We start from the raw sequence: 21,928 nt of genomic DNA, 5'->3' as shown, positions 1-21,928 counted from the left end.
CTTCTCACCCCTTTTTAACATATCGTCGATTGCCCGTAACGACCATGAGAGGTCTTTTTTTGCGAGATATTTTTCCAGATCTAACGGCGATAATTTTCTGGAGAACCCTATCGCCCCGATCACGTCATCTTCGTCGATGTTTTCCTTATCCCCTACATAGAGAGAAAGTTTTTCCATCTCCATGTCTATCGACTGGAGCGTATCCCCCGCATATTCGGCGATGAGTTTCGCGGCATTGGGCGATATCGACTTGCCTCTTGACTTTGCGAACTCGTTTATCCATGAAGGGATCTGATTTGAAAACGGCGTCTCAATCTTCACCCCGTAAACATAACCGCTCAGAGAATTGTACCATTTTCTTCGTGCATCGAAATTTAACGAGACGAGTATCACGCAGTTTCCCGGAATCGGGTCAGCGGCGTATTGCCCTAATTTTTTTAATCCCTCTTCGCTGAGACGCTGAATTTCGTGGATCAAAATCAATTTCTTATCGGAAAACATACTCGAAGTGGCGAGGGCATTTATAATGATATCGGGTTTATCCGAAGCCGCATGGAAAATCTCGGTAGACAGCAAGCCGCTCTCTTTTCCGAGAAATCTGTCCTTTATTTTTCGGGTAATTCTGTCACGCAGATAGGGATCAGCCCACGGTCCTCTACCCGCCAACAAGTATATAGGTTCGATTTCACCCTTATCAATTGCTTTTTCAGCGGCGCTAAAAGGGATCAGAGATTCTTTAGCCGATCTTTGAGCGGAACTAACCAAAATTATTCTTCAATCTCTTTTTTCTCTTTATTCTTTTTTATCGCTAACTTGATAGAGAAGGCAAAACCACCCCACACAAATCCTAAAAGTAATACCATCATAACAATTGTTCCTATTTCCATGCTATGCCTCTCCTTTAGACGTAAGCCTGACGAGAAGCTTGTTCAAAACCAAAAATAAGATCAGCACGATTCCCCATTGCGCAAGGGTTGTTCCGATGTTATAGGTATGAAACGGGTTCCAGATTGCCTCGGGGTCGAATTCAGTGGCAGACCGGTAGAACCACCAGCCTATCATAACGGCAAATTCGATCGGTATTAACCATTTAATAATATAAGTAAACCATCTCCCCACCTGAATGTCATTACCTTTGACGTTTATCAGCTCCACTCTGAATTTCTCCGCACCGTACTTTATAACTGCTAAAGAAACAAACAGTCCGCTCAGCATCAATCCTATTCCCCAAACCCAATCCTGATTGTTGAATATTCCCAGCGAGAGCGCGGATGGTATCCCGAGCAGAAATCCGCCGGTGCCGATTATGCCGATTGATTTCTTTCGACTCAGACCCATGTCCATGAGTATCCTCGTCGAAAGTTCTATCATGGCGAGCAGCGACGAAAATGCTGCAAGAGAAAGCGCCAAAAAGAATAGTATTTCGAAGAACCCTCCTCCCGGCATCTTTTCGAATAATTGAGGAATTACTATAAACGTCAAGCCGGTGTTCCCGGCTCCAAGCGATTCCATGGCTACCGATGCCGAAGCCGAGAGCGCAAAGACAGTCGGAATTACGGCTAAAGCCGCGAGCAGAGATGCGGAATTATTACCAAGCCCCGCTATGAATGAGTTTAGCACTATATCTTCTCTTTTATCCATGTACACCGCATATGTCATCAATAATCCCCAACCGGCGCCTGTCGACCATGCCGATTGCGATAGTGCCTCAAGCCAAATCCTGTAATCTTTCAATTTCTCGAAGTCCACGCTGAATAAATAGTTTAAGCCTTCTGCCGCTCCCGGAAGCGTCAATGCTCTTATCGCGGCTATGATCAGCAGCAAGAACAGAGACGGGACAATTATCTTGTTAGCTTTTTCAATGCCGCCCTTAACACCTTTGAAAATGACTATCGAACCGATTCCCATGGCGATCAGGTGGAAAAACACGGGACCATAACCGGAAGAAGTATACCTGCTCCATTCGGCGGCATGGTCCAGTCCGCTCAGTCCTCCCGTCAGTGAGAGAACAAAATATCTGATGCTCCAGCCCGTTACAACAGAATAATAAAACATGATACCCATTGTGCAGAATGCGACAAATGCGCCCATCCAGGCATACTTAGGACCCATTATTTTGATAAATGATCCGATCACCCCTTTCCGGGATTTTCTTCCCATCGAATACTCTACTATTATGAGCGGTATCGACCACAAAAACAGAAATATGATCCAGGGTATTAGAAAAGAGCCGCCGCCGTTTTGAGCGGCGATCCTTGGAAACCGCCATATGTTTCCGGCTCCGATTGCCATACCGAGAGATGCCAACACAAGCGCCCACCTCGAACTGAATATTTCCCTTTGCTCGCTCAATCTTTCATCTCTAGCAGTCAGATAATAATTAGCGTGGCGATTCCCGCACTGAAACAGTACCACGAAAAATAATGAATCTTTCCTCTTCTTATTATTCTCATCAAAATCCAGATTGCCGCACTGCCCGTCAGGAACGACGATAAAATGCCGGCGCCCGAAACCGTCATATTTATGCTGCCGTAACCGTTTCCAATCAGTTCAGTCAGCTGAAGCAGCGTCGCTCCGCCAATAGCCGGAATAGCGAGCAAAAACGAGAAACGGGCTGCCTCCTCTCCCGATACGCCGCTCAGCATTGCTGCGCTTATGGTGGAACCGGAACGTGAAATGCCCGGAAAAATTGCGAACGCTTGCGCCGCACCGATAATAAAAGCGCGCCCCGATCTGACTTCCGATGTTTTTTCGACCGCGAATTTTGTTACAAAGAGTATCATTCCTGTCACCAGGAAAGCGTATCCCACGAAATTCGTATCGTTGAAGAACCTCTCGAAGGAAGATTTAAAAAGAACTCCCACTATACCAGCCGGAACGGTAGCTAACAAAATCACGGATAACATCCTGAATCGCTTGTCCTCCATATATTTTCTCCGGAGGTTACCCGGCGAACGCAGCGCTCTGAACAGCGATCCGGACAATTCAATAACGTCTTTCCTGAACATAACTATGATACTCAATAGAGTTCCGAAATGAACAAATATCTCGAACGCGATTCCACTTTCTTCTATCCCAAGTATTTTTTGCATTATTACCAAATGGCCTGAACTGCTAACCGGTAGAAATTCTGTCAATCCTTGCAGCACTCCGAGCCACACAGATTCATTTAACGTCAATTGATTTTTCCTATAAATCGAAAAGTGAATTTATCGGCGATAGTCACCACTTGCAAGAGATTTTGAAGAGGTCAGGATTTACTCCTCCAACCGGATCAAACCCCACATCCTTCCGGCGAGTCTTCCCTCGCGGCGGTAGGAAAAGAAATTATCCGCATCGCACCTGTTACATATAGGACTGACCTCGATATTTTCCTGTGGAACGCCTGCCCCGACCAACTGCGATACCACCGCTTTTTTTAAATCAAGATAATATCCTCTTTTTGGAGATTGTGTCAAAAACTCTTCGTCAAATTGACTTGCCACCTCTTCTCCCACTTCGTAGCATGCGGCTTCAATCGAAGGTCCGATTCCGCAAATCAGGTTTGATTGTTCTGTTTTGTATTCTTCTTTCATTAAGTTTACCGCCTTCGCCGCTATGCCGTCTCTCGTTCCTTTCCATCCGCTGTGGACAACGCCGATTACGCTGTTGGCCGTATCAAAAAAAAATACGGGCAGACAATCAGCGCTGCTCACTATCAGCGACAAATCCGTTGATGACGTCAGCAGACCGTCGGTTCGGTCGTAACTGCCGGCAGCGTTTACAATTTTCACGTTTGTGCTGTGGACTTGATTTCCGATAGCGATTTTTTCTTCTGCTCCTCCTGCTGCCCGGAGAAACAACTTCCTGTTCGCGCGCACGGATTCCTCAGAATCCGAGCCGGAAAAACCGAGGTTAAGTTTCCCATTTTCGGAGCTATCGGTTCCGCCGGCGGAAGTGCTGAACACACATGTGAGATTATTATACCCGCTAAAAATGTCAAATCGCCAGCAGCTGAGATTTCCTGAAGAACTAATGGGCATCAGGGGGAGATTTAGTTTATTTTGATGATGTTTTTATCTACGAACTTCAGAATATGTACATAATTGTTAACGCGCTGCGATTCCCCTGTAAAATCAATCAGACCGGCTACGCCATTGAAATCATTTATCCTATTTAACCGCTGTATAAACAGCTCCCGTGTCCGGACATTATCTTTTATCAAGCGTAACACCAAATTTAGACAATCGTAGCCGAATATGTCAGTCCGGTAAGGGTCTTCCCCGAACGTTTCCTGATATTTTTTCCTGAGCTCCTCGAGAGCCTCGTTATCAACACCTCGATAAATATCAGATGAGAAGATCGCTCCGTCCAAGTACCGCGCAATTGCCTTGTCCATTAGAATTTCCTCATCATACCAGTTCTGACCGCCGAGTATCTGGGTCTTAAAATTCCAGAAAGCGAACTGAGGTGCGATGTATTTTATCTCGCCGAACTCGATAGGTAAGTAAAAACCGTCTATAACGTCCAAAACCACTTTTCCCGAGTCGATTTCCTCCATCGGTTTGGACAGCGCTGTCAGCATTTCCATTTTGACCGAATCCGTTAAAGTGGTGTCGGTTAATATATCAAATGAGTCGGGAGGCTCCTCTGTCGGATAGAGCTCCTCCTGAATGCGAAAGCCTATCCTTCTGAACTCATTGAACTGAAGCCTGAGATTTTTCGGCTCACCGTAATACCAGCTTTGGGCAACTATTTCGCCCCCTAATGCATCAATTTCCAGGGCAAAACTATCCGTCATCTGTTTCCCATAATCATTAGCGGGAGATAAAATTGCGATTCTCCGCAGAGAAAGAGAGTCGATCGCATATTTGGCAAGAGACCTCCCCTTTACGGTCAGGTCGGAATTTGATTGGAACGAGTAGAACCCGAGCCCGGCAATTCCATCCTTCGTTGCTGTTGGAGAAATCATCGGTAAGTTTCTGCTGTTCGCAATCGCCGAAGCAGCAGTAGCATTTTCAGACATCATAGGCCCGATTACGGCAAGGATCGATGGATCGTTTGAAAGTTTTAACATCAACTCGACGGTTTTAACCTGATCCGATTCGTTGTCGATTATGGTAAGCTTTACCTTTTTCTTCACCTCTTCAGGTTGTTCATTAAAAGCAGTTTTGATTCCCCTGAGTAGATTCAGACCGTTTTCCGCATATTCTCCTGTGAGAGGCAGCAGCACGCCGATATTAACCGCTCCCTCAGTTTCACGGAATTTCCCCTTGCTTATTCTTTTTATCTCCTCCTTGAACGGCGGGTTCCTGAATTCTGCTAAAAAAGATTTCGCTTCTTTTTTTGCCAGACCGCCGGCGCCCCTCAAGTAAAGATTTTCGGATAATTTGAGCGTAAGAAATGCCTTTTCTATAATGTTTAAAGTCTCGTTCCTTTGTTTTCGAATATCATCAAGAGTGATCTTGTTCTCTAAAATATATCCGGCGAGAGTCAAGCCCTTCGACCGTAAGGGCGCGCTTTTAGCGTTTACTGCAACACTGAGAAACTCGCGAGTCGCTTTAGGGAACTCACCTAATCGGTAATAAATTTCACCTAAATTATGCCGCGCATAGTCCGTGAGACTGTTGTCGGGATACATTAACAGGAAATCTTTTTGCACTTTTTTCGCCCGCTCATATCTCCCTAATTTGTACAAGGTTTTTCCATACATAAGATGAACTATATCCTTACTCGGATATTCGTACCTGATGCGAAAGAGGTTCTTGAATATATACAACGCCTGTTTGTAGTTTTCCTGTTTATACTTCTCGACTCCCTTTTGCGATTGATTTTCAAGAACGATCTCATCTATCCCGCTTTGAGCAGACGGACTCAGATACGCAAAGAAGAAGGCGATCAGAACCCCTGAAAAATAAATTATCTTATTCTTATAGTTCATTCAACCGTCACACTTTTTGCTAAATTCCGCGGTTGATCTACGTTGCAATTCCTCAGTACGGCAATGTGATAAGCCAGCAATTGAAGGGGAATAACGGTAACGATTGGAAGGAGATAGCTCGCTACTTTCGGTATGGGAATTACCCAGTCGGCAATATTCTTAATTGCCTCGTCACCTTCTGTGGCTATGGCAATAATTGAGCCTTTCCTCGCTTTTACCTGCTCAATGTTACTGATCACTTTATCGTAGGTTCTATCCTGAGGCGCAATCACAACGACCGGCATCTTCTCATCTATGAGAGCAATAGGTCCGTGTTTGATCTCCGCCGCCGGATAACCCTCGGCATGAATGTAGGAGATCTCCTTTAATTTCAGCGCCCCTTCAAGAGCAACCGGATAATTGAACCCCCTGCCGAGATAGAGAAAGTTTTCCGCGTGCTTGAATTTGCGGGCGATCTTTTTTATCTGTCCGGAGGCGTCAAGCGCTTTTTGAGCAAGTTCGGGGAGCTTGCTTATCTCTTTTACAAACTTCTTTCCTTCACCGATACTTATTCCGGCTCTCCTCCCCAACGCCTGTGCGAGCAGTATGAACACCGCTACCTGCGATGTAAACGCTTTTGTAGATGCAACGCCAATCTCCGGTCCGGCATGTATATAAACTCCCCCATCCGTTTCACGCGCTATACTGCTTCCCACTACGTTGCAGATTCCCAGCACGGTTGCTCCCTTTTTCTTTGCCATTCTCATGGCTGCGAGAGTATCCGCCGTCTCACCGGATTGGCTTACGACCAACACCACGGTGTTCTTATCTATGATAGGATCTTTATACCTGAACTCGGAAGCGTACTCGACCTCTACCGGAATTCCGGCGAAATGTTCGATCAAGCTTTCTCCTATCATAGCTGCGTGGTAGGAAGTTCCGCATGCTGTCAGGTAGAATTGCGAAGCGGACTGAATTTTCTGGAGAAAATCGCGTAAGCCCCCGAGCTTGGCGCTTCCATTTGCCCAATCCAACCTCCCCCTGATGGCATCGCGCAGCGTCTCACACTGTTCGTGTATTTCCTTCAGCATGAAATGCTCATAACCGCCCTTTTCGATCTTACCTAAATCCCAAATTATCTGTTTCACCTCTTTATCTACGGGCAGATTTTCGCTGTCAATCGTTTTAACCCCTTTGTCGGTGATAATCGCTATATCGCCGTCATCAAGATAAATCACTTCCTTGGTGAATTCGAGCAGTGCGGCGACGTCAGAAGCGACATAATATTCCTCACCCGATAGTCCCACTATTAGCGGGGGTCCGTGCCTCGTGGCAACTATCTTACCGGGATTGTCGCTCGACATAACCGCAATCGCATAAGCGCCGATCACTTTTGATACTGCTTTTGCCACCGCTTCTTCCAAATTCCCTTTATAAAAATATTCTATGAGATTGACAAGAACTTCGGTGTCGGTTTCTGTCTTGAACCTGATTTTTTTATCCGTGAGAAATTTTCTTAGCGAGACGTAATTTTCTATTATCCCGTTATGAACCAGTGCGATGCTTCCGTCGGAACTCAAGTGCGGATGTGCGTTAAGTTTGTTCGGAACTCCATGAGTCGCCCATCTTGTGTGTCCTATAACCACTGAGCCCAAAATACCGCTTTTAGCCACAGCGCGGTCCAGATTTTCAATCTTCCCTTTGTGTTTCGATACGGTCAGTTTACCGTTCGATTGAACGACTATGCCGGCGGAATCATACCCGCGATATTCAAGCCTGCGTAAACCGTTAAGCACCATTGGTACCCCATTTTTATTACCTACGAAACCGACGATGCCGCACATTATTTCCCCCTTATTCCCATTCTATTGTGGCGGGAGGCTTGGAGCTTATGTCATAAACTACCCTGTTTACTCCATCAACCTCGTTTATGATCTTATCAGATATCTTTCCGAGAAGCTCATGGGGTAAACGCCCCCAATCAGCCGTCATCCCGTCGACGCTTGTAACGGCCCTGAGGGCTATTACGTTGGAGTAAGTTCTTTTATCACCCATGACCCCCACGCTTTTGACGGGTAACAATACCGTAAACGCCTGCCACACCTTGTCATAGTAGCCGGATTCATGGAGTTGCTTAATAAAGATATCGTCGCTTAGTCTCAGAATCTCTAACTTACTCGGGGTCACCTCACCCGGACAACGGACGGCTAATCCCGGTCCGGGAAACGGATGTCTGCCTATTACGTCCTCTTTCAGTCCCAACTCTTTACCGATCTTCCTGACTTCATCCTTAAATAATTCCTTCAGAGGCTCGATCAGTTCGAAATTCATTTCCTCCGGCAAGCCGCCGACGTTGTGATGTGATTTTATCGTCTCCGAGGGACCCCTTACCGACCTACTCTCGATGACGTCGGGATAAAGAGTACCCTGAGCCAGATATTTATACTCACCGAGGTCATCGGCTATATCACTAAAGACATTGATGAACGTTCCTCCGATCAGCTTCCGCTTTGTTTCCGGTTCAGTGATACCGGAGAGAGCGGAGATAAAATTCTCGCTCCTATCGTAAAACTTGACGTTCACCTTCAAAATTCGATTAAACATATCCATTGTGGCGGCAGCTTCGTTAAGTCTCAAAAGCCCGGTATCAATAAAAACACAGGTAAGACTCTCTCCTAAGGCTTTTTCCAGCAAGACTGCCATCACCGTTGAATCCACGCCGCCGCTCACAGCGCACAAAACACGATCATCACCCACCTTTTTTCTCACTTCTTTTATAGAGCTGTCTATAAACGCTGCAAACGTCCAATCACCGGATATACCGCAGACTTTTCGAACGAAGTTATCCAATATCTGATTCCCGTGCTCGGTGTGTTTGACCTCGGGATGAAATTGAAGTCCATAGATTTCTTTATCCCTGTGTTTTATGGCGGCGAATTCGGAGTTCTCGGAAGAACCAAGCACCTCAAACCTGTCCGGAAGTTTTTCTATCTTATCTCCATGACTCATCCAGACGGTAGAGCTGCCGTTGAATCCATGAAAAAGAAGGTTATCCTTTTTAATGGTCAGCGACGATCGTCCGTATTCACGTTTATCTGCATGGCTTATCTCTCCACCGAAGTGTTGACTTATCAACTGCATTCCGTAGCAGATGCCAAGCACCGGAATGCCCATATCCATTATCTCCGGTGGAGCTACCGGCGCATCATCATCATAGACACTCGAAGGTCCTCCGGAAAGAATCAATGCCTTCGGATTTTTCCGTTCTATTTCCTCTATCGATGTATTAAAGGGAAGGATCTCCGAATATACTCCATTTTCTCTGATTTTTCTCGCGATCAGTTGAGTGTATTGCGAACCGAAATCAAGGATCAGTACTCTGTCATGCCCGTTCATTTCGATATCTTCCAACTTTCTATCAACTCAAGGTTTGAATAGTCCGTAAGGTCAAATTGGATTGGAGTAACCGAAACCATGTTGTTGTCCAATGCCGAATCGTCGACTGAGTCATCTTCCTTTATTCTAACCTTTTCACCTGCCATCCAGTAATACGATCTACCCCATGGGTCCTTTCTCTCGTCGAAAAATTCACGGTAAACTGCTTTTCCCTGCCGGGTTATCCTGACACCTTTGATCTCCGATTCAGGGACGTTCGGCACGTTAACGTTGAGGAGTGTTCCTACAGGCAATCCGTTTTTGAGAACCATGTTGACCAGTTTTTTTGCAAATTTTGCAGCGTACGAAAAATCCGGTTTTTTGTATGCGGCTAACGATATCGCTATTGACGGAATCTCGAGAATCATGCCCTCGGTAGCCGCGCTTACCGTTCCCGAATATATAATGCTGATACCTGTGTTGTTTCCTAAATTAATGCCTGATACAACGATATCGGGTTTTTCTTCCAGCAGCGCCCAAACGGCGATTTTTACACAATCTGCCGGTGTACCGCTTACCGCGTAACCGAAAAACTTACCCCTTTTATTAACTTTTTCGACTCTCAATGGGTCGGACAGGGTTATAGCATGCCCGACGGCGCTTCTCTCCGTATCCGGAGCTACCACCGTAATATCACCCATCGGTTCAATCGATTCAAACAGGGCGGAAATCCCGGGAGCGTTTATGCCATCGTCGTTAGTAAGAAGTATTTTAGTCATTGTTGAAAAATCTTATCAGCTTTGATACCTCCGATTTCATCTTTGAACGCTCGACTATCATATCGATAAAACCCTTTTCAAGAAGAAATTCCGATCTTTGAAATCCTTCGGGCAAATCCTGACCTATGGTCTGCTTAATGACGCGCGGTCCTGCAAACCCCACAAGCGCACCCGGTTCAGCGATTATTACGTCTCCGAGCATGCCAAAACTCGCCGTGACTCCGCCTGTTGTCGGGTCGGTAAGAATCGAAATGAATAGCGGTCCCTCCTCCGAAATAAGACTCAATTTTGAGCTCGTTTTCGCCATCTGCATCAGCGAGAGTACGCCCTCCTGCATTCTCGCTCCTCCCGAACTGCTCACAAGTACCAGCGGACAGTTATTATCACGCGCGGCATCTATCCCACGGGATACTTTTTCGCCGACTACGGAGCCCATGCTGCCGCCTATAAATCCGAAATCCATAGCGCCCAAAATCACGGGATAACCGTCTATTCTCGCATGTCCGATTCGACATGCTTCCTTCAGCCCTGTTCTCTTCCTGGCTTCTTTCAACTGGTCAGAATATTTTTTGTTAGTTTTAAAATCGAGCGGATCAGTTGAAGTAAGATTAGCAAACAATTCGGAATAGCTGTTATCATCCGCTAAGATCGGTATGTAAGAATTACTCCCCAGCCTGAAGTGATATCCACATTTAGGACATATATGGAGATCCTTTTCAAGTTCCTTTTTGAACAGAATCTCCCCGCAGCCTTTGCACTTGATCCAGAGATTGTCCGGCATCTCCCGCTTTTGAGAAGTTCGAAGCCCTTTTTGCACTCTTTTAAACCAGTTCAATATTCAAACTCCGGTTGAAAATGATCAATTACCCACGGATCAGGAAAACATTCGTATTCGACATCCTGAACCCATGGGAGGTCATTCTCCCTCATTGACATCATACTGATATCTGTTCCTGATTCCATTTCAGAGCCTTAAATTGCATTTTATAATCAGGTTCAAGATTCGCCAATTCGGAAACCTCATCGTTGGACAGCATCGTTTCTCCTATTTCCGCAACGCCTTCAGCTATGGGAGCTGATTTTCCTTCATTGAGAGTTTCATACAAATCCGCTAATGGTTGAGCGTCTATAGATTTGTGGCTGTCCCCAACGAGAATCGTTCGCTCAGATATCTCTGAACTAAGCGAGGATTCGGGTATTATTTTATGAGCTTCGAGCTCTACATAACGGTTTGATTTCATTTTATACAGAGCCGTATGCAGATATCCCTTCTTCGCTCGAATCACTGGCTGAATAATTACTCCTTCCTCCTTAACCGTTCGGGCGGCAGCGGGTAGGGTGGGGACCGCTGCTATCTTCAGGGAATAGGCAGTGCATAGCCCCTTTGCAAAAGCAAGCCCCACTCTCAGCCCTGTGAGTGATCCGGGTCCGATAGAGATTCCTATACCTTCAAGATTGGACAAATCTATATCCGCTTTTTGAGTCACATATTCAACTACGGTCGAAAGCGGGGTCGAACTGCCTTTATCCGCTTTCTCCATAGTTGAAGACAATATCGATCCATTATCAATAACGGCAGCGCTGCAAAATAACGAAGCTGTGTCAATAGCCAGCAGCATCAATCAATCACTTTTTCCGGGAGGTGAATTTTCAGTTCTCTCAAATTTTCGGCTGCCTGCTCCTGATTAATGTAAACCCATATAGCGCTTACGGGGATAACTTCTTTTACTTTTTCCGCCCATTCTATTATGCAGACTCCTTCCCTTAACAGATAATCCCCGAACCCGGTTGCAAGAATATCGTCCGGACCGGATAACCTGTATGCATCAAAATGGAATACCGGCAGCTTTCCCTCATATTCGTTCAAAATTGTAAACGTCGGGCTTATAACAGAATCTGAAACTTCCAGCCCGTCGCAGATTCCCTGTGTGAATATGGTCTTACCCGCGCCGAGTTCGCCTGTCAGAGCGACGATGTCGCCGCTGTTCAGTATCGAAGCGAGATTTTTCCCTTCTCCGTGTGTCTCTTCAGGGCTCAGCGTGCGGATGGTTTTTATCACCCCTTTACTTTTAATGTCAACATTCATCACTTCGCCTTTAACGTCACTACGGGTAAAATCATCTCTTCAAGCGATATACCCCCGTGCTGGAAAGTGTCCCTATAGATATTAAAGTATTTATTATAGTTGGTCGGATAAAGGAACAAATAATCGCTTTTTGTAAATATGAAATTCGTGTTAGCACCATATGACGGAAGATTCCATTCAGAAGGATCGCTTAACATATATGCTTCCTTCGGATCACACTTCAGGCTTCTTCCGTATTTATACCTCAGTCCCGTCGAAGTCTCTTTGTCTCCTATTGCCTGTGTTCCCCTTTTAACCCTGATACTACCATGATCGGTAGTAAGCACAACCGTTTTGCCCATCTGCGAGAATGTCTTAAGCACCTCGAATAACCAGGAATTTTCAAACCAGGAACGTGTGAGCGCCCTGAACCCGGATTCATCCGGAGCGATCTCCTTCAATACTTCCGACTCCGACCTCGTATGAGTCAGGATATCGACAAAATTTACAACCAGACATATCAACGGTACTCCACCGTACGTAGGAATCTGTTTTTCTATCGCCTTTCCATCCCTCGCTGTAAGGATCTTTGAATATTTCGCAGCAGGCTTGAGGTCAATGTTCAGCCTCTTGAGCTGATCCCCGAGATACATTTCCTCGTGGCGGTTCATCGATTGTTCATCGTCCCATGCACTCTTCCAAACCTTCTCGTGTTTGTCCGACAGCTCCCTCGGAAACAACCCGCTGAATATAGCGTTTCTCGAAAACGGCGTTGCGGTCGGTAAAATCGAATAACAATATTCTTTGGAAATGTTGAAATATTCGTAGATATGCTTTTCAATCGAAAACCACTGGTCCGTCCTCATACAATCTATGATGAGGAATACGGTCTCTTTTCCCTCTTTTAACAGGGGGTATATGTATTTCGAAAACAGGTCCAATGAAAGCGTTGGGCTGCCGGTTCTTTCTTCACTGACCCAATCGGAGTAGTTCTCTATCACGAAACTTGCGAAAAGTTTATTGCATTCCCTTCTAAGTTCAGAGAGCATACCGGAAAGATTTGCATCCTGAAATTCATCGAGTTCAACTTCCATTTCCGATAGCTTCACGTGGATGTCGATCCAGTCATCTACCGAAGGATTTTCGTCCATCATATCGCCTATTGCGCGGAATTCCCTTACGTGGTCTCTTGACATCTTTTCCGATGAGATTCTGTTCCTTTCCAATATCTTTTTGCATGCGAGTAAAATCTGACTCGGATTGACAGGCTTGGTCAGGTAATCGGTTATCTTCCCTGCTATTGCCTCTTCCATTATATGTTCTTCTTCATGTTTAGTTATCATGATTACCGGGAGTCCGGGTGAGATCTTTTTCAGTTCTTCCAATGTTGATAATCCGTCTCTGCCGCTCATCATCTGATCCAATAGAACGATATCGAAATTTTCCTCCCCTACATGTGATATAGCATCGTCACCGTTGGTTACCCCCGTAACCTCGTATCCCCTTTCTTTGAGATACATAATGTGAGGTTGGAGCAATTCTATCTCATCGTCCGCCCACAATATTTTTCCGCGTACCATCTATCTCTTTCTTTTCGTTTAAGCTATAACAAGCTTATAAAAGTATGCAAATATTCGTCATCAGTCAACCATTTTCAATGACTCTGCCCGGTGTTATATATAAATTGTAGCGATTAAATCAATAAAATGAATAACTCTTGAGGTGGTTTACTTCGTTGTCATTACGTATTCGCCATGCCAGTCATACGGCGGAGGTGATTCCTTAAACACTTTACACCTATCAATATAAGTAAGGGAAGGACCGTCATCTTTGATGATGTCCAGACCCATTTTAAAGTTTTTTAATGCTTCGTCCCATTCTCTGTTCCAGTACAGATTAATGCCTTTTTCAAAAAGATCTCTTAATTTTTTCATGTCTTCGGACAATTCACCTTTTCTCGCTAAGAGCTCATAGACATCAATCGGAATCACTTTTCCTTTTACTACCAATTTATCAAGAGGTCGAACCTCAATCTTATCTTTTGTAAGGTCGTAGGTAGATTGACCGATCATAATTTTCGAACCATATTGCTTATTTGCTCCCTCGAATCTCGATGCCTGATTTACCGCATCCCCCATTACGGTATATTGAAATCTTTGTGCGGAACCCATATTCCCAGCGCTGACATCCCCGGAGTTTATGCCCATCCGTACCTTTATATTGACGTTAAATTCGTCCTTAATCTCCTCTCGTAATATATCGAGATTCGCTTGCTGATCAAGCGCCGAGAAACACGCTTTCCACGCGTGATCCGGATCGGGCATGGGGACGCCGAAATCGCACATTATTGCATCGCCCTCGTATTTGTCAACATATCCGTCATATGACATCAGAATCTCCGTCATGGGTGAGAGATAGCGGTTTAAAACAATAGCAAGGTCTTCTGCGGATAAATTTTCACTTATCGAAGTGAAACTCTCAACGTCGGAAAAGAACATGGTAGCCGTCATTGTCTGACCTGAGAGACCGAAGGCGTCCGGGTTATCCTGCAAATGCTCCAGCACTTTAGGGCTTACATAAGTGGAGAACATATTATTTATCTTGCGTTTCTCTCTCTGCTCTATCACGAACTGATACAGTATATTTCCGCCGTAGGTAAGCACGAGACCCAATAGAGGAAGTACAACAGGTACCAACACCGATTTACCGAATTCGGGTACACCTATAACATGCGGATTCCCCAATGTTTCTAAAAAATTATCCGTCAGGAACAAATCGAGCATATTTTTTAATATCCACAGATAATCCCTGAAAAACAATCCGATGCTGATATCCGCGTAAAGCAGCGCTATGAAAAATAGAACTATCCCTCCGAATACGGGACCCAGCCACATTAAAAAGCCATAAGAAACAATACTCAGAATTACCAGCCAGATCAACTCCGTTCCGAATCCCAATTCCTTGATGTAGTTGGCATCGAGAATCGTCTGAATTGCATGCGCGTGAGTCTCCATACCGGGCATGAGCTGCTGAACGCCCGCATAATTAAAGAATGGTGTTTCTTTCAAATCCAAAACGGTCTCGACAGCAACCCCGATTATCACTATCTTATCTCTGAACGGACTCTCCTGACCCATTCCAATCGAAGCCATAAATCCGTCCTCGTAAAAAAGTCCCATCCAATCGGTGTCTTCGATTGGATCCTTCAGAGTAAATTCCTCATCGTCCACCACTCCCGATACCGGGTACCTGTTAAATGTCTTCCAGGGACCATAAGGAGGGATGGGTCCGGCATTTGACGGCGGACCGTAATAATTGACCAGGAAAGTATTGGTATTACCCTGACTTCGAATAAGTAAATCACCGTATTTTAGTCCCTCTGCTGTGGGTACGAGTCGTTCATCATCGGGAATATTCAAATAGGCCTTTATCGCTTTCAGCGGCAGAGAGAGATACAATGTCGAATCGTTAGAGACCTTGGAAAATATCATACCTTTTCTCGTTACGCCGTCTTGATCTTTAACTTCTCCGACAAGACCTGTTTCAGCGCCGGCTTCGAGCAATTTGTCAATCGGATATGCCACATAATCAGGAGGTATTCTTGTTTTTTCGATTATATACTTAGCGGCAAGGACGATATGGCTTCCTTTAGCGGTTGCGTTCCTTATCGCTAATGCGAACAACGAATCGCCGTATGCGGATTTGCTGTCTTCCGAATCGAACTCAATATCAAAGACGATGACAGCCGCGCCTGCTCTCGTGAGATTATTGACTACCCTTGCCCAAAATTCTCTCGGATACGGATATTGATGCGGGATTAATCTCCACGATTCGTCATCAAGGGATACGATAACTACATCTAAGCTGTCCTTGGGAATCGGGTCGGATGCGGTTATTCCCGAAAGAGGCCCGCGGGTCAGAAATCTAAAATCGATTAACGTTAATTCAGCTACTTCAAGGGTGCCGGCAAAACGCATCGCCAGAACAATTAGAAGACCGATCACCGTTATGACCAAGCCGACTAAGAGTTTTTTGGTTTCTATCTTGGGAAGAGTCAATTATATCGCCTGTTTATTCCTTATGAAACTGACTTACGTTTCCACCTTCAGGAAACTACACAAAATTAAGGTATCAGACGATTTAGGTCAACTAAAACGATATAGAGTATCTCGCCCTGATTATATAATCGTTAAACGTTTGGGCAGGCTTGCTTCCAATCGCTTTCTGATTTCGTATGGAGTAATCCGCATTCGCGAGTATAGATTGTTTATCGGTTATCTTATATCTCGCCCCGACGCTAAGCCTGTTCTCAGTGAATTCAACTCCACCGGACGTTGTTGAACGCTTGAGGTTGCCTAATAAAGTCAATTTCTCGTCCAGCATCAGGTATTCACCCCCGAAACCGAAGACCGTGTATGTGAACGCGTCAGCTCCGGCGGATTGATTTCTATTCGTCAAAAACTGCAGCTGGCTCTTGAACGGGATATCGTACCGTGTGTTTACAACAATTGATAACGAGGTAGAACTGTTTTCGGATATAACATACGACGAATCACGGGTCTCCCTGAAGTCGTCTGTTCTCTCCGAATTCGCTACGTTAAGGTTGATACTGTGTTTGTAGCCAAACGCATTTAAGTCATATCCGATAGAGAAGGTGGAGGTGACCGTAGAGTTCAGCTCACGGTTGTCCCTCGTGATCTTTGTTATAATCGGAACATTATCAATTATATCTTCGAGAGTTTCCGTGAATATCGTATCCACGCCGTTATCACGTTCATAACTCCGCACGTTCAAGCTTATGCGGGGCATGTCCCTTCCGGGATAGATCGACAGACCGCCGTCAAAAGATGTTGTTACCGTGGTGGTCTCTTTGTTATCAGCCAGGTTATTTTCTATTCTTTCGAATCTCAGGTTTACTATCAGCTTGTTGTTCATTAACCTGATTCTGTCGGAAACGTTAAAGCCTTTGAAATCCTTCCGTATAAAAGGATTTGCCAGGGAGTTATATTCGGCTCCGACATAGCGATAACTTGCCCGGATGAACTGTTTGAAAAAACTAAACTTAAAGCCCGCATTGTATGAAAGCGAATTAAGTCCTCTGGGATCAAGTGGAATAACCGATTGGTTGAGAATAAAAAAACGTTTTAAATTAGCCGGATCGATCAGAATATCGGTACCGCTTATCGCTCCATCGGGAGGATTCTTTCTTCCATCGAATTTTCCGTTTCCTTCACCTTCATCATTCGTACCGTCAATACCGTCTAATCCAAAATCATCGAACGGTTCACCAGATTCCGACGGATCGTGCTCGCCGTTGTTATTGGCGTCTGTGAACGAAAATGTGCCGTCATCCTCTCCCTTATCACCTGTGTTCGGAAGACCATCCAAACCGTAATCGTCAAAAGGTTCAAAGAAATCCTTAAGACCAAAACCCTCGTCATCGTCCAATAGGGTATCAAGTCCCAGCTTTGTAAACGGACCGTCTGATATATCTCTCGCTAAAAGACTGAACGCCACCTCTCCATTAAAAATTATTCTGTTGTTGTTGAACCCGATAAATAGGTCGCTGCCTATTATCATGTTGTCCTGAGGTGTTTTTCCCAGGTCCACAAACACCGAATCCTCACCTGTTGCAGTTTTAAATACGTAGTCGAACCTCGTACGCGTCCTTGAGTTGGCAATGCCGTCAAGTGTGAGATTTGTTCCAATACGATCCAGATTCCGTGCACGTGCAAACGTGAATCCCCATTGGACTCTTCTGCTCGGACCGAAACTTGGTCTGATGGCGAAGAGATTTCTTCGATACGTGCCACTCCTGATTACGTCACCTACCGCTTCCCATGAACCGCTCTTATTAGTATCGGTAAATATTTCTCCGCTTGTATATGATTCGCTGGAATCCGCGTCTATAAAACTTTCGGTGATCGTTGATATCTCTGCAGGTATTTCTCTTTCAAGTTGCCCGAATACGGTGTGCAGATTGAAAAACCCGAGTTCAAGTTTACTTTCCGCCCCGCGGATTCTCTTACCGTATATTGTGAGAGGTGTCAGATTCGGATTTATATCACCGAATTTAACTTCAAGCCAGTTGGTCTTCATTCCGAACATAAACCTGTTTTTAGGCTGAAGGAGCTTATCTTCCTTCGAGGTTATATAGCCTGATCCATTGAAATTAACGAAATCATAACTTCCCCTGACCGACACACGGGAGGTCAATATGTCATCCGTTTTCCCCTGTATCTTATCGCTTCTTGTGTCGACAAAACCCCTGCCGTTTATTTTAAATTTACTCACTACTCTTTCGCCCTCTCTCGCTACGGTAAAGTCCCACTGCAGTGGCTTTAGCGGCTCACCGGAAATATCAGCCGATTCGACAATAACCGTTTTGATGCCCGGTTCGAGATTATCCGGCGCATATGTAATCAGTTCATCGGATAGGATGCTTTTGTCAGTAACGTCTATTCCGTTAAGGAAGATAGATACGGATGATATATCGAGGTTTTCCGTGTAGAATAGCGAGACAGCGATTAACACTTCGTTAGCCCTCGTTCTTGAATTAGGCTCAGGGCTTAACACTATCATATTTGCTCCTTCAACGGCTCCCTGCGCCCTGGCAGCTTCCTCTTTTTCAGCTGTTTTTTCGATTAACGTGGCTAAAAATATGGGTTGTTCATAGGGATTGGCTTCCGGGAATGCGATTTGTCCACCCCCCTCTAAATCAGCTATAATAAGATACTCAACACCCGCGTCTGTGACTTCATTTGCCGGTATGGTTACCGACCATAATCCGGATGACTCAATCATGCTGATCTCATTATAGGATTCGAACCCTCTCTGCCTGTATAAAAGATTAATTTCTAATACCCGAATCGTGGGGTTATCCACAGATGCAATAATTTCAACCTCCTTCCCAATCACAACACCCGCCGGCGGCGCGTGCAGCAGCTTGCCCTGAGCGAATGATAAGGTTGGAAATGATAACATCACTAAAACCATTAATACATGGCGTCTTAACCCTATGGACATTGCATCTCCCTGAACTAATTAGTTTATCGGGGTAGTTGAAGAATTTACAACTACCCCGAAAATATATTAATTAAATCTATGTATGAATCAGTAGTTTATAATTATTTCTTTAGAATCACCATCCGCATTCTCAAGTCTGATCCGGATCTGATTGCCTTCGTCCGTTTCGCCCGGATCGTCCGGTACTCCGCCTTCCGGCGTCGGCGCTACTACTATCGTTCCGTCTGAGGATGAGGTCGCTGTTTGTCCAACTCCGACGGTCACCGTCTCCCCGCTTTCCTTGTTTGTTACAATCACCGTACCCTCGATACCCACAATTTGATCACCTTCCAGTGTCACAATTATCCAGAAGATCGTTCCTTTCACCGATGCTACGGATGTCGGTGTGGTTATAGTGAATTCTCCGCTGCTCTGAGGAGATATTTCCGCCTTCACCTTCCCAAAACTCATTAGAATAGATTTATCCAAACCGGTGCTTGATTTCACGGCTTGGATCTCTAACTCCGAATTTTCCCTAAGCTTTAACAGTGATTTGTCATCAAGAAACATGAGGGCTAAATACCCGTCACTGTTGGTTCTGACCCAATCTCTGTCGTTCAGCTGTTTGCCGCGCTTGAGGTCAGGTTTATACTCTCCTCCGCTGACTTTGAGCTCAGTACTGCCCATAAGTTTCGCCGTAACGGCTATTCCCATGTTTGTATTACTCTGTCCATAGACGGCAACGCTGAAAATCAGTGTTATAATCGGAATCAGTAAATATTTATAATAAGATGTTTTCATAACTTTCTCCTTAACGGTGTCATATCTATTGAATTTCAAATTGAATTGCAGTGACTTCACCGCTAAGATAGCGCTCGGCGAGTTCCCTGAGGACTTCAGCTGTCGCGGTCTCTCCGTTAAGCAATATATTGGCAACCTCCGTATAACCAGCTAATTCTCCATCACCTGTAAACAAAGCATCGAATACATCACCGAGGAGCGTTTGAAGAGATGATATTACGGGATCCGTAATCACTCCTCCTGTTCCATCCGTATCCTCATCTTCACCGCTAATATCAGGAATTTTAAATGCAAATATGTCACTGTTGCGTTCCTCATCTCCGGCGGTAGTGACACATACCTTTTTAACCGACCAGACATATGTTTTTCCAAATTCCAAGAGCTTGGCGCCTGATAGGGGATATTGCAACGATGTGGATTGTAATCCTTCTCCGTCATCACCACCATAGTAGCCGCCGTCGTCCGGAAATGGTAAATTCGAAACGTCGTTTAGCGCTTCTTCAACGGAAGAGTGCACTGCGGCATCATACTCGCTTACACGGATGAAATACTCGCAACCTGTTGATTCCCATTGAAATATGGGGAAAAGTGTAAAAACTTCCACTTCGTCTTCTAAATAACTACCCGGACTCACGAGATCCAAAGTCGTAGGATTCGATATCTCCATGATCTTCGGATTTTCAAAATTGTATACTACAGAAGCGCCACTGAGAGAAAGAATCTCTAAACTGAAGGTATAAACTCCTGCCGGTAGTTTCCCCCCTTGGGTAACGGCTTCTATAAGGTCATCCTGAGTAGCGGCATCCGGTTCCCTTGTAATCGGCACACTGAAAGGAACTTCGTTTCCAATTTCATCGAAAATCTTTTTCGTACCGGAGTCAATGACTCTATTGCTGATGGTAATGGGGGCTTTGATATCGAATGCGTTCGTTTCCGCATATAAAATTTCTTCATTGTTTAATCCCAGGCTTGGCACGGTTGCATTCATCGTCAATTGCATCTTAACTTTTTGAGGATATTGATCAGCAGTGATCCTGTATTGAAAAATTAGAGGATTGCTTGACGCATCATCAAAGCTGAAATCTCCGATATAGAATATAACAATGTTATCCGGTGAGACTATTTCACTGACAGTGATTGTCTGACCGGAAGAAATGGAGCTGTTAAGCACTAATATCCAGGTAATTAAAACAACCTTAATAAAATTTGTATCCAATTTCATGAGCGCTCCTTTTTGCTATGCTGAGTAACTACTATTTTTACGCATAATGTAGAAATTTCATTCGCTAACAGCAGTGAGACTTATCACTTATCATAAAAGTTCCAAATTTATGTGTTCCTCATCACATTTTGACGGTTTAAACCGCACTTTTCACACTGTCAAAATATACACGAATGATTTATAAGTAGTCAAGACAAAAAAGCCCCACATTGCGGTGGAGCTTTTCAAAATAAAGACCCGGCGACGACCTACTCTTCCACCCCGCTGCCGGGGCAGTACCATCAGCGCTGGAGGGCTTAACTACTCTGTTCGGAATGGGAAGAGGTGTGGCCCCTCCGCCATAGTCACCGGGAACGCCTAATTCGTAATTATACAATCGAGAAACCTGTTTTAAGGGTAGGAGTAGTGTTGATTGACATAACCAAAAAGGAGCGGTCAAGCCTCACGGCTAATTAGTATCACTCGGCTGAACCCCTTACGGGGCTTACACCTGTGACCTATCAATCCTGTAATCTTCAGGAAGCCTTCAGATCTGATAAATCAGATAGGGACATCTCATCTTGGGGTGGGCTTCGCGCTTATATGCCTTCAGCGCTTATCCCTTCCGAACATCGCTACCCAGCGGTGCAGTTGACACCACAACTGGTACACGAGAGGTTCGTCCACTCCGGTCCTCTCGTACTAGGAGCAGCTCCTCTCAAATGTCCTACGCCCACGACGGATAGGGACCGAACTGTCTCACGACGTTCTAAACCCAGCTCGCGTGCCACTTTAATGGGCGA

17 protein-coding genes and 2 rRNA genes are annotated in these 21,928 nt (G+C 45.1%); all 19 read right to left on the bottom strand.

Features of this window, described 5'->3' with window-relative positions; translation table 11 throughout:
* Nucleotides 1-765 (bottom strand): DNA polymerase III subunit delta (gene holA / locus IID12_04475; GenBank protein ID MCH8288344.1); only part of this gene is annotated, 765 nt, incomplete at its 3' end.
* A gap of 2 nt (nt 766-767) precedes the next feature.
* Nucleotides 768-887, bottom strand: coding sequence for a MetS family NSS transporter small subunit (locus IID12_04470; protein ID MCH8288343.1), 120 nt, complete (start codon nt 885-887; stop codon nt 768-770).
* Nucleotide 888: 1 nt separating this feature from the next.
* The gene (locus IID12_04465; protein ID MCH8288342.1) at nt 889-2,352 is read right to left on the bottom strand and encodes a sodium-dependent transporter; all 1,464 of its coding nucleotides are present in this window, start codon (nt 2,350-2,352) and stop codon (nt 889-891) included.
* Nucleotides 2,353-2,369: 17 nt separating this feature from the next.
* A complete protein-coding gene (locus IID12_04460) occupies nt 2,370-3,179 on the bottom strand; it encodes an undecaprenyl-diphosphate phosphatase (GenBank protein ID MCH8288341.1) in 810 nt (269 codons plus the stop codon).
* Between the two features lie 78 nt (nt 3,180-3,257).
* Nucleotides 3,258-4,022: a peptidoglycan editing factor PgeF gene (pgeF, locus tag IID12_04455; protein MCH8288340.1), complete on the bottom strand. Its 765-nt coding sequence runs from the start codon at nt 4,020-4,022 to the stop codon at nt 3,258-3,260.
* Nucleotides 4,023-4,033: 11 nt separating this feature from the next.
* Nucleotides 4,034-5,920 carry a penicillin-binding protein activator gene (locus IID12_04450; GenBank protein MCH8288339.1) on the bottom strand — a complete coding sequence of 629 codons (1,887 nt, stop codon included), beginning with the start codon at nt 5,918-5,920 and terminating at the stop codon, nt 4,034-4,036.
* Nucleotides 5,917-7,743 carry a glutamine--fructose-6-phosphate transaminase (isomerizing) gene (glmS, locus tag IID12_04445; protein MCH8288338.1) on the bottom strand — a complete coding sequence of 609 codons (1,827 nt, stop codon included), beginning with the start codon at nt 7,741-7,743 and terminating at the stop codon, nt 5,917-5,919. The genes IID12_04450 and glmS overlap by 4 nt, the downstream gene beginning before the upstream one ends.
* Before the next feature lie 10 nt (nt 7,744-7,753).
* The gene (gene guaA / locus IID12_04440; protein ID MCH8288337.1) at nt 7,754-9,295 is read right to left on the bottom strand and encodes a glutamine-hydrolyzing GMP synthase; all 1,542 of its coding nucleotides are present in this window, start codon (nt 9,293-9,295) and stop codon (nt 7,754-7,756) included.
* A complete protein-coding gene (gene surE, locus IID12_04435; protein MCH8288336.1) occupies nt 9,292-10,053 on the bottom strand; it encodes a 5'/3'-nucleotidase SurE in 762 nt (253 codons plus the stop codon). The genes guaA and surE overlap by 4 nt, the downstream gene beginning before the upstream one ends.
* Nucleotides 10,046-10,888, bottom strand: coding sequence for an acetyl-CoA carboxylase carboxyltransferase subunit beta (locus IID12_04430; protein ID MCH8288335.1), 843 nt, complete (start codon nt 10,886-10,888; stop codon nt 10,046-10,048). The genes surE and IID12_04430 overlap by 8 nt, the downstream gene beginning before the upstream one ends.
* 100 nt (nt 10,889-10,988) lie before the next feature.
* The gene (gene tsaB, locus IID12_04425; protein MCH8288334.1) at nt 10,989-11,672 is read right to left on the bottom strand and encodes a tRNA (adenosine(37)-N6)-threonylcarbamoyltransferase complex dimerization subunit type 1 TsaB; all 684 of its coding nucleotides are present in this window, start codon (nt 11,670-11,672) and stop codon (nt 10,989-10,991) included.
* Nucleotides 11,672-12,139: a tRNA (adenosine(37)-N6)-threonylcarbamoyltransferase complex ATPase subunit type 1 TsaE gene (gene tsaE / locus IID12_04420; GenBank protein ID MCH8288333.1), complete on the bottom strand. Its 468-nt coding sequence runs from the start codon at nt 12,137-12,139 to the stop codon at nt 11,672-11,674. Before tsaE ends, tsaB begins: the two co-directional genes overlap by 1 nt.
* On the bottom strand, nt 12,139-13,698 hold the full coding sequence (locus IID12_04415) for a response regulator (protein MCH8288332.1): 1,560 nt from the start codon (nt 13,696-13,698) through the stop codon (nt 12,139-12,141). The genes tsaE and IID12_04415 overlap by 1 nt, the downstream gene beginning before the upstream one ends.
* A gap of 147 nt (nt 13,699-13,845) precedes the next feature.
* Entirely contained in the window at nt 13,846-16,176 is a 2,331-nt protein-coding gene (locus IID12_04410) for an adenylate/guanylate cyclase domain-containing protein (protein ID MCH8288331.1), read from the bottom strand.
* 91 nt (nt 16,177-16,267) lie between these two features.
* Nucleotides 16,268-19,144, bottom strand: a complete 2,877-nt coding sequence (locus tag IID12_04405; protein MCH8288330.1) for a hypothetical protein — start codon at nt 19,142-19,144, stop codon at nt 16,268-16,270.
* A gap of 87 nt (nt 19,145-19,231) precedes the next feature.
* On the bottom strand, nt 19,232-19,924 hold the full coding sequence (locus tag IID12_04400; GenBank protein MCH8288329.1) for a FecR domain-containing protein: 693 nt from the start codon (nt 19,922-19,924) through the stop codon (nt 19,232-19,234).
* Nucleotides 19,925-19,949: 25 nt separating this feature from the next.
* On the bottom strand, nt 19,950-21,146 hold the full coding sequence (locus IID12_04395) for a hypothetical protein (protein MCH8288328.1): 1,197 nt from the start codon (nt 21,144-21,146) through the stop codon (nt 19,950-19,952).
* A 235-nt stretch (nt 21,147-21,381) separates the two neighbouring features.
* Nucleotides 21,382-21,498 (bottom strand): 5S ribosomal RNA (gene rrf / locus IID12_04390).
* Between the two features lie 79 nt (nt 21,499-21,577).
* A 23S ribosomal RNA gene (locus IID12_04385) occupies nt 21,578-21,928 on the bottom strand; the annotation flags it as partial.

Source organism: Candidatus Neomarinimicrobiota bacterium, from assembly GCA_022567655.1.
Lineage (GTDB): Bacteria > Fidelibacterota > SORT01 > SORT01 > SORT01 > JADFGO01.
The sequence above is the reverse complement of the archived record's forward strand: the minus strand, read 5'-3'. Positions and strand labels throughout refer to the sequence as shown.

Coding starts and splice junctions, on each gene's coding strand:
- surE (MCH8288336.1), bottom strand. CDS start 10,053: ATGACTAAAATACTTCTTACTAACGACGATGGCATAAACGCTCCCGGG.
- IID12_04450 (MCH8288339.1), bottom strand. CDS start 5,920: ATGAACTATAAGAATAAGATAATTTATTTTTCAGGGGTTCTGATCGCC.
- IID12_04400 (MCH8288329.1), bottom strand. CDS start 19,924: ATGAAAACATCTTATTATAAATATTTACTGATTCCGATTATAACACTG.
- glmS (MCH8288338.1), bottom strand. CDS start 7,743: ATGTGCGGCATCGTCGGTTTCGTAGGTAATAAAAATGGGGTACCAATG.
- IID12_04405 (MCH8288330.1), bottom strand. CDS start 19,144: ATGTCCATAGGGTTAAGACGCCATGTATTAATGGTTTTAGTGATGTTA.
- guaA (MCH8288337.1), bottom strand. CDS start 9,295: ATGAACGGGCATGACAGAGTACTGATCCTTGATTTCGGTTCGCAATAC.
- pgeF (MCH8288340.1), bottom strand. CDS start 4,022: ATGCCCATTAGTTCTTCAGGAAATCTCAGCTGCTGGCGATTTGACATT.
- IID12_04470 (MCH8288343.1), bottom strand. CDS start 887: ATGGAAATAGGAACAATTGTTATGATGGTATTACTTTTAGGATTTGTG.
- tsaE (MCH8288333.1), bottom strand. CDS start 12,139: ATGAATGTTGACATTAAAAGTAAAGGGGTGATAAAAACCATCCGCACG.
- IID12_04395 (MCH8288328.1), bottom strand. CDS start 21,146: ATGAAATTGGATACAAATTTTATTAAGGTTGTTTTAATTACCTGGATA.
- tsaB (MCH8288334.1), bottom strand. CDS start 11,672: ATGCTGCTGGCTATTGACACAGCTTCGTTATTTTGCAGCGCTGCCGTT.
- IID12_04415 (MCH8288332.1), bottom strand. CDS start 13,698: ATGGTACGCGGAAAAATATTGTGGGCGGACGATGAGATAGAATTGCTC.